The sequence below is a fragment of the Bradyrhizobium sp. genome (assembly GCF_035701725.1).
Taxonomy (GTDB): Bacteria; Pseudomonadota; Alphaproteobacteria; order Rhizobiales; family Xanthobacteraceae; genus Bradyrhizobium.
Map to the genome: position 1 here is coordinate 1 of NZ_DASSRP010000325.1, position 8804 is coordinate 8804.

The following is an 8804-nucleotide window of genomic DNA, read 5'->3' on the forward strand; positions in this document are numbered from 1 at the left end:
ATCAAGCAGGCTTTCGCCATCCCTCGGCGAAACCCGGTCGAGCAGGTCGGTGGCCCACACCGACGTGATCGCCGGAACCAGGTAGCTCGTATAGCTCCGGCGCGCTCGCATCCATCTGCCAATGTTCTTGCACCGACATGACTTTCCCCAGAGAGCCGCATTGGTCGATGCTGGCCGGGCCCGCGATAAACCGCAAGGGGCGGGGCAGGGTCACGCGGCAGCAAAACGCCGCCGAGACGAATGGTCGTCCCGGCGGCGGCTGTTGCAGGTCTTGATGATTCGCTGCGCCTAACGGCCGCGCTTGTCGTTCGTGCGGTCGCCCGGCGACATTTCCGATGCGCCCTTCGTCGACCGGCTGGACGAGCCGACGGTGCCCTTGTCGTGCATGCGATCGCCCGGGCTATATTCTGAGGCGCCGCGGCCTTCGTTCGATTTCGAATTCTGCATTTCGTGGCCGGGGCTATATTGCGACGCGCCCGGGGAGGCGGTTCCGCCGCCACGGGTTTGCGCCATCGCAAACGAACTGGCGCCAAGCAACAATACGGCCGCAAGGACTGAGGTCTTTCGCATGTTCGGTCTCCCTTTGCTCGATGTGTCGAGCGGGGGCAACCGGGAGCGAAATCCATCGTTCCAGCGCGGGCAGGGGTTCCCCGGTTCCGACAGGCGCGAGGCCGTGTCAGGACCGGGACGTCAACGGCCCCCTATGGTTCAGTCAGGAATCCTGACCTGCCCGCCGGCAAAGGTGATTTGCACGCTCGCGGCCGGGGAGTCCGCGATCGCCGGCACGTTGGCGGCTGTGATCGTCGGGGCGCCGGGGCCGCGTGGCGTCGTGTGCACGACCTGGCTCAGCGGCAGCGGGCGACCGTTGCGCAGGTGGTCGTACATCAGGTCCATCGCCTGGATGAAGTAGCGATGCAGCGGAATCAAAAGCGCGTTGTAGCCGGGCAATTGATTGAAGCTGTCGAGGTGCTGGGCGTTGGTCACCTCGTAATAATGCAGCGGGCTCTGCGATCCTTCGACGATGTTGTTCAAACCAAAATACGCGCGCGATGCGAAATTCAGCGGCAGGATCGCATCGTTGCGCCCGGCGACGAAGATCGAGGGAATCCGGTGCAGGTTGCCGGACGCCTCGATGTCCTCGACGCTCTCCCGGATCTCCTCTGCCTGCCGCGCCGCCGTCGGAGCTAGCGGAGCGCCGGTAACCGCGTCGCGCCCCAGCGCCAGCGAGCGCAGGCACAGCGCGCCGTCGAGATTTTGATCGGGCGTCGAGGCGCGGCTTTCCTTCGGCGAGCTTGGTGCGGCGTTGTTGATCAGGTTGATGCCGGAGGTCGGCGGAATGCCGTTGCTGGTGCCGAAAAGCACCGCTTCGGACGTAGCCGAAAGCGCGACCGGGTTGGCGGACGTATCGGTCGCGCCGAAACTGTAGTTGCAGAGATTGTCGAGCACGCTGGCGCGGCCGTAGGAGTTGGCATAGGTCACCGCAATCGCCTGGTGCACATTGCCGGTCCAGTAGCCCGGCGCGACGATGTTCTGCTCGACCTGGATGCCGAAATTGTTGAGGATGGCTTGTGCCTCGGTGGCCTGTCCATCCGGCGTCGTCGAGGTGAGCAGGCCCTTGGCATGAAGGCTCGCGCAGCGCGCCGGGCTGGGCACGAGGTTGAACGGCGCGCCTGCATTGGCGCTCGCCGCGCTGGCGCAGCCCTGAAACACGTTGATAAAGGTGGTGTAGTCGATCAGCGGCTTACTGTGCGCGGCGAACGGCGTGCCGTTGCCCTGCACGATCGTGAACTTCGAAGTGAACTTGGGATTGACGTTCGGCTCGCCGACCGCAACGCCGTCGATCAGGTGCTCTTCGTCCTGTTCCACCGCGCGCGCCGACGCGCCGCCGCCGTTGGAGACACTGGAGGCGATCACGATGGTGTTGTGCTTGTCGAAGTGGACGCCGTGGCCGCCAAGCTTTTCGTTCAACATCTTGAAGGCGAACTTGATCGAGCGCAGCACGTTCTGGCCCCATTCGCTTTCCGGATTCTGTTGCGAATGGGCCTGCTTGAACGCGAATCGATTGGGTGTTGCGGTGTTGAAAGCGGCGCGAGCCTGGTCGGAGATCGGCGCCGTGAAGTTGGAATCGTCCCCCGCCTGCGCGGCGTCGACCCGCTGGCCCTGAATTAGGTCGACGGTGTTGTTCTGCAGATCGTCGGCGCCGGTGCCGGTGCCCTTGTCGGTATAGGCCACCGCGCAGCCGTGCTTGAGGCCCCATTCGCCCGCGGTCGCGATCGCGCCATAGACGCCGCGCGAGCCGGATGAGGGCGCCGTGATGATACAGGCGGCCGAGGGCGAAAAGCTGTCCGGGATCTGCACCATCATGGTGACGCGGCTGCGCTCGCCGGCGTGCTTCTCGAAGGCGATATATTCATCGCCCGCGATCAGGCCCTCGCTCGAGGTCACGGTGCCATTGGCCGTGACGTTCGGCCCATACAGCAGGCCATAGCCGCCGCCCGGCGTCGGATCGACCAGCGCGCGGTAGTTGTTGTAGATCGCCGATCGCCGCAGTTCTTCAGCCGTCGGATGCAGCGGATCGGCAAAGCCCGGTTGCGTCGCCGAGCCCAGCCCCGTTTTGCCAAGGCCGGCGGTCAAGAGATCGTTGGTCACGCCGTCATAATGGGTGTGCAGAACGCCTTCATCCGCATCAGCCGCAGCGGGCGTGTTCGTCATCGTGGCGGCAAGCGCCAGCGCGGAAGCGGTTGCGAAAAACCTGATGGAAAAGCGGGCAGCCTTCGAAACGACCATGGTCTCCTCCCTTGCGACGCGATGCCGGCTCTGACGTCCAGCTCGGTTGCCAGTCTGTGTCAGCTTTGCCGCCGGATTTGTGACAACTTTCCGAATGCGAAAGGTCTTGCGAGAAACAATGTGCTGTCTACCGGCAAGACATTTTTACATCCGGGCTGCGCGCCAGAAGGCCACGTCGCGCGCTTTGCGGCGGAAATCAGTATCGGGGTGTGAAATGTTGCGGGACCTTTGGAGGGCCGGTTACTGCGCCCGCGCCAGCATGCGGCGGAAACGGGCGAGTGCCATCGCCAGGAACAGGGCACCGAGCGCGACAATCGCCAAAAGATGCGGCCAGACCAGTTCGACACCGGCGCCGCGGCACAACACTGATTGCGTGAATTTGACGAAGTGCAGCGCCGGCGAAGCCTGCATCACGACCTGCAGCGGCGCCGGCATGGATTCCAGCGGCGAGGGTCCGCCCGACAGCATGTTGAGGGTGAGAAACACCGGAATCGCGAGCAGCGCGAACTGCGGCATGGTGTTGGCAATGGTGGCGAGCAGGATGCCGAGCGCGGCGACGGCGAACAGATAAAGCACCATGCCGAAGACGAACAGCGGTATCGAGCCTTCGATCGGCACCTGCAGGACGCCTTGAATCACGATCAAGAGCGACAGCGTGCCGAACACCGATACGACGAGCGCATTGGCCCAGATCTTTCCGGTCGCGATCTCGTGGGCGCGGACCGGCATGACCAGGAGATGCTCGATCGTGCCGCGCTCGCGCTCGCGGATCACGGCGGCGCCGACCAACAGAATGGTCAGCATCGTGAGATTTTCCATCAGCGCGTCGATGGCGTTGTACCAGACGCCTTCCAGATTCGGATTGAAGTAGGCGCGCTGGATGCTTCGCAACGGCAGTTCGCGTTCGATGCCGCGGGAATGCAGGTAGTTCGTGGTCTCCTGCTGCACGATCGAGGCGATATAGCCGCCGCCGACCGCGGCCTGCGTCATGGCGGTGGCGTCGATGTTGAGCTGCGCCGCCGGATTGCGCCCCCGCAGCACGTCGGCCTCGAACCGCGGCGGAATATCGATCACAAAGGGATAACGGCCTTCATCCATCAGTTGGTCGACAGCCGCGCGGTCGATCAGCGCAGGCTGGCGAAAATAGGGTTGCAGCAGCGCGTCGACGATGCGGGTGGAGAGCGCCGAGCGGTCGGAGTCGACGACGGCGGTCGGTGCGTTGTTGACGTTGGTCGTGATCCCGGTCGCTTCGCTGTAGATGCTGAACGAGAAGGAGTAGACCACGAAAAAGGCCAGCACGAAATCGCTGGCCAGGCTCGCCAGTTCCTTGACGCCGAGCCGAAACACATTGGAAAGCCAGCGCATCATGTCAGCCGTCCTGTTTGCGCAGCAAAAGACTCGCAGCCGTGAGGTAGACAAGGCCGAAGGCGAGCAGGATGAGGTGATTGGGATAGAGATCGGCGAGGCCGCGTGCCTTGGTGATGGCGCCGAGGCAGACATTCTGGAACCAGAGCGCCGGGAAACCCAGGCCGATGATGCGGCCGCTGCCCTGCAGCGCGGCCGCCGGATAGAGATATCCGGAGAAGTTGATCGCCGGCACCGTGCTGATGATTGCCGTGACGACGATCGCGGCGACCTGGCTGCGCACAAAGACGGAAACCAGAATGCCGAAGGCGGTGGCGGCAAAAGTATAGAGCAGGCCACCCAGCGCGAGCGCCGGCAGCGATCCTTTTACGGCGACGCCGAAAACAAGGCCCGCCAGTACCAAAAGACTGACAAAGCTCGCGCAACCAAACAATATGTAAGGCAACTGCTTGCCGAGCAGGAATTCCGCCACCGTGGCCGGCGAGGCGTAGAGATTGGCGATCGAGCCGAGCTCGCGCTCGCGCACCACGCCGAGTGCGGCGAGCATTGACGAGAACAGCACCATGAAGATCATGATCAGCCCGGGCGTGAGCGCGAACACGCTGCGGAAGTCCTGGTTGTAGCGAAAGCGCGGCTCGAGCGAGGCCGCCACCAGCTCCGGCGGCACGCCCTGGCCGCGGCGCGCGAGGTCCGCCACATAGGTGAGCACGATGCCGTCGACATAGTTGCGTGTGGTCTCGGCGCGGAACGGCGTGGCGCCATCCAGGAAGAAAGCGACCTCGGGCCGGCGGCCGGCGACGAGATCGCGGCCGTAGCCGGGCGGGATGTCGATCACCAGGCGCAGATCGCCGGCGCGCAGGCGGCGGTCCACTTCCGCTTCGCTGTGCAACGGCGCCTTCTGGCGAAAGTATCGCGATGCGGAAAAGTTTTCGACCAGTTGCCGGCTGTCGGCGCTGTGGTCACGATCGAGCACGGCGAACGAAAGGTTCTCCACGTCGAAGGTAATGCCGTAACCGAAGGTCAATAACAGCAACAGCGGACCAAGCAGCGCGAAGCTCAATCGCACCCAGTCACGCAAAAGCTCGCGCATTTCGCGGTAGGCGAAGGCCCACATGCGCCGCAGCGATGCCCGCAGGCTGGTCGACGGCAACTGGGCGACGCCTTGAGCTGCCGTCAAGGCGGGGTGCGCGTCCTGATCTCCGGTTCCGCTCGGATCGGCCTCGTTGAGATAGTCGATGAAGGCATCTTCCAGACTGGCTGCGCCCCTGGCCTGGCGCAACTCTTCGGGAGTGCCGACCGCAAGCACCTTGCCGGCGTGCATCAGGGAGACGCGGTCGCAGCGCTCGGCTTCGTTCATGAAATGCGTCGACAGGAAGATGGTGACGCCGTCGCGCCGGGACAATTCGCCGAGCAGGCGCCAGAACATGTCGCGCGCGGCCGGATCGACCCCGGAGGTCGGCTCGTCGAGGATCATGACCTCGGGACGGTGCAGGCAGGCGGCGGCCAGTTGCAGCCGCTGACGCATGCCAAGCGGCAGGCTCGGCGGCTTGGTGTCAGCCGCTTCGTCCAGGCCGAAGTGCGTGAGCACCCGGCCGACGACCGGCTTCACTTCGGCTTCCGCGATGCGATAGAGGCGGGCATGCAGCTCGAGATTTTCGCGGACCGTCAATTCTTCGTAGAGCGAGAAGCTTTGCGACATATAGCCGATGCGCAGCCGCGTGGTGAGATCGTCGGCCTCGACGGCTCGTCCCAGCAGTTCGGCGTGCCCGTCGCTGATGTCGAGCAGCCCGGTCAACATCTTCATGGTGGTGGTCTTGCCGCAGCCGTTCGAGCCGAGGAAGCCGAAGATCTCGCCGCGCCGGATGCTGAAGCTGACGTGGTCGACGGCGACGAAATCGCCGAAACGACGCGTCAGCCCTTCGGCGGCGATTGCCGCTTGGCCGTCGGAACTCAAATCCAGCGGTGCGATGGGTGCAGCAACCGGTGCGCTGCCGGCGTGCAAAGCGATATAGGCCTGCTCGAAATGCTTGGTGCCGGTCCTCGACAACAGCTCGGCGGGGCTGCCCTGGGCGAGCACGCGGCCGGCATCGATGGCGATGACGTGATCGAAGCGCTCGGCCTCTTCCATATAGGCGGTGGAAACCAGCACGGTCAGCCAGGGACGCTGGGCGCGGATGCCGTCGATCAGGCGCCAGAATTGCCGCCGCGACAACGGATCGACGCCGGTGGTCGGTTCATCGAGGATCAGCAGGTCGGGGTCGTGGATCAGCGTGCAGCACAGCGACAGCTTTTGTTTCATGCCGCCGGAGAGCTTGCCGGCCGGCCTGTCGGGAAACGGCGCGAGCCCGGTGGCGCGCAACAGCGCCTCGATGCGTGCCGCCCGCTCGCTCGCGGGCTGGCCGAACAAGCGTCCGAAGTAATCGATGTTCTCGGCGACCGACAGGGTCGGATAGAGATTGCGCCCCAAACCTTGCGGCATGTAGGCGATGCGCGCCATGATGTCGTCGCGGTGCGAACGCAGCGTGATGTCGCCGCCGAGCGTGCGGATGCTGCCGGTTTGCAGGCGGCGCACGCCCGCAACCAGCGTGAGCAAGGTCGATTTGCCGACGCCGTCCGGTCCGACGATGGCGGTCGCGCTGCCGGCGCGGATGGACAATTCGAGATCGGCGAGCGCCGTCACCTTGCCGTAGTGGTGCGAAACGCCGCTGACGGAAATCGCGATGGGGTCAGTGGCTGACATCGGGCAGCCGTATGGCGAGCGAGGCGGGCCAGCTCGCGTTCGGCGTGATCTGAACATAGGCGTTGCCGGTGAGGCCCGCCTTGACGTAGTCGCGGTAGGTTTCCAGCAGCTTGGGATCGATCGCGAGCTTGACGCGATAGGTCAGCTTTTGCCGCTCGTTCAAGGTCTCGACGGTCTTCGGCGTGAACTGCGCTTCGGCGGCGACGAAGGAGACGGTCGCGGGAAAGACCGCGTTTGGAACCGAGTCCAATACGATGCGCGCCTGCGAGCCGAGCGCGACACGGCCGCTCTCGCCGGTCGGCAGAAAGATGGTCATATAGACGTCGGAGAAGTCGAGGACGCTGACCACCCGACCGCCGGCGGGGACCACTTCACCCGCCTGCACCAGCTTGTATTCGACCCGGCCGAACACCGGCGTATGCAGTTCCGAGTCGTCGAGCATCGCCTTGATCTGACCGACCTGAGCGTCGGCGGCTTCCTTGGCGGCCTTTGCCTCGATCAATGCGGCGTGCGAGCCTTCGATCTGCGCGGCGGCGACCAGATTCTGCGCCCGGCGTCGATCGAAATCGGCTTTCGTTCCGGCCGATGTCTGCTCGAGACGGGCTGCGCGCTGCAGTTCGATTTCCGCGAGATCCTGCTCGGCTGTTCGGATGGCAATATCGGCCTGGGCGCGAGCGATCGTGGCGATCGCGCGCTGGACCGCTGCCTCGGCGCCCGCGAGCTGTGCCCGAAGTTCCGCCGTGTCAAGCTCGGCGATCAACTCGCCCTGGTGGACGGCATCACCCTCCTTGACGTGAACATGCGCGACCCGCCCGGGAAGCTTGGAGGCGATGTCGACCCTGGTCACTTCGATGCGGCCATTCGCGCTCGCAAGCCCCTCCGGGGTTTGCGCCGCCATCAGATGTGTCCAGTAAAGATATCCGCCTGCCGCAAGCGTGAGCACGGCGGCAACGGCAAACATAGCGGGGCCACGCATACAGCGCCCTTCATCCTGAATCGACAGCCTGGGATTTCGAGTAGCCTGAGGTGGTCGGAGCGACCTTGAGTTAGGTCAATGAACGGCTCGCGGCCGGCATCGCGGCTGCGTGGCGGAAATCAGTATTGAGGCGTTGAGTGGTTTGGGACTTTTAGACTCAAGCGCTCAGCGGTCGTCGCCGCCCCATCGCCAGCGCGGCGGCTCGCCTGTCCACCAGCAGACCGCGGTGAGGATCACGCACAACGCGACGACATAGCCGATGAACTTGGGCGCCGACTGTTGCGGCGGAACGAGGAAGACGCCGGCAATCACCAGTGCGAAGAAGATGACGACGACGAGCCAGCCTTGCCAGGTGACGGGCGGACCCCAGCCCCAACCGTAACGCTTGGCCGGAAACCAGTAGCGGGGTTCATCGGACGGCATGGCATCCTCCTGCGGAAAGCGCATTGAGATGGCTTTCGCATTTTCCCTTATATAACGTCCCAAGCCTCAACGCATCTGCCGGCCGATGATATCGGCGCCTTGGTCGATCTCGGCCTGATTCCAGGCGGCAAAGCCGAGAAACAGCCCGCGCTCGCGCGCGCGATGATAGAGCATTTCCGACAAAGGCCGCGCGACGACGCCGGCTTGCCTTAAACGGCGCGACAGCGCGGCGTCGTCGGTCGACGGGGCGCAGCGCGCCAGGAGTTGCATGCCGCCGGCGGGAATATCGACCGCAAGTTTGGTCTCGGCCGCCAGCGCCGCCACCAGGCGGTCGCGGCGCTCGCGATAAAGCCGCGTCATCTTGCGGACATGCGAGCGGTAGCTGCCCTCTGAAATGAAGTCGGCGAGCGCCACCTGCATGGCGACGGAGACCAGCAGGCCCAGATGCCGCTGCGCCAATGCAAAGGTCGGCGCAAGCCGCTCCGGCACGATCAGATAGCCGGCGCGGATGTC

Annotated in this window: 7 protein-coding genes; all 7 read right to left on the reverse strand. The window is 64.5% G+C overall.

Features of this window, described 5'->3' with window-relative positions; genetic code table 11:
* Positions 1-288: 288 nt before the first annotated feature.
* Entirely contained in the window at positions 289-570 is a 282-nt protein-coding gene (locus tag VFL62_RS19510; RefSeq protein ID WP_325174021.1) for a hypothetical protein, read from the reverse strand.
* A 138-nt stretch (positions 571-708) separates the two neighbouring features.
* Positions 709-2787: a 3-hydroxybutyrate oligomer hydrolase family protein gene (locus VFL62_RS19515; protein ID WP_325174022.1), complete on the reverse strand. Its 2079-nt coding sequence runs from the start codon at positions 2785-2787 to the stop codon at positions 709-711.
* Between the two features lie 240 nt (positions 2788-3027).
* Positions 3028-4155, reverse strand: a complete 1128-nt coding sequence (locus tag VFL62_RS19520; RefSeq protein ID WP_325174023.1) for an ABC transporter permease — start codon at positions 4153-4155, stop codon at positions 3028-3030.
* Position 4156: 1 nt separating this feature from the next.
* Positions 4157-6892, reverse strand: coding sequence for a ribosome-associated ATPase/putative transporter RbbA (gene rbbA, locus VFL62_RS19525; protein WP_325174024.1), 2736 nt, complete (start codon positions 6890-6892; stop codon positions 4157-4159).
* A complete protein-coding gene (locus VFL62_RS19530) occupies positions 6879-7868 on the reverse strand; it encodes an HlyD family secretion protein (RefSeq protein ID WP_325174025.1) in 990 nt (329 codons plus the stop codon). Before VFL62_RS19530 ends, rbbA begins: the two co-directional genes overlap by 14 nt.
* Before the next feature lie 165 nt (positions 7869-8033).
* Positions 8034-8291 (reverse strand): hypothetical protein, encoded by a 258-nt coding sequence (locus tag VFL62_RS19535; protein WP_325174026.1) that lies wholly within the window; start codon positions 8289-8291, stop codon positions 8034-8036.
* 66 nt (positions 8292-8357) lie between these two features.
* The coding region (locus tag VFL62_RS19540) for an aminotransferase class I/II-fold pyridoxal phosphate-dependent enzyme (RefSeq protein WP_325174027.1) at positions 8358-8804 on the reverse strand (447 nt) is incomplete at its 5' end.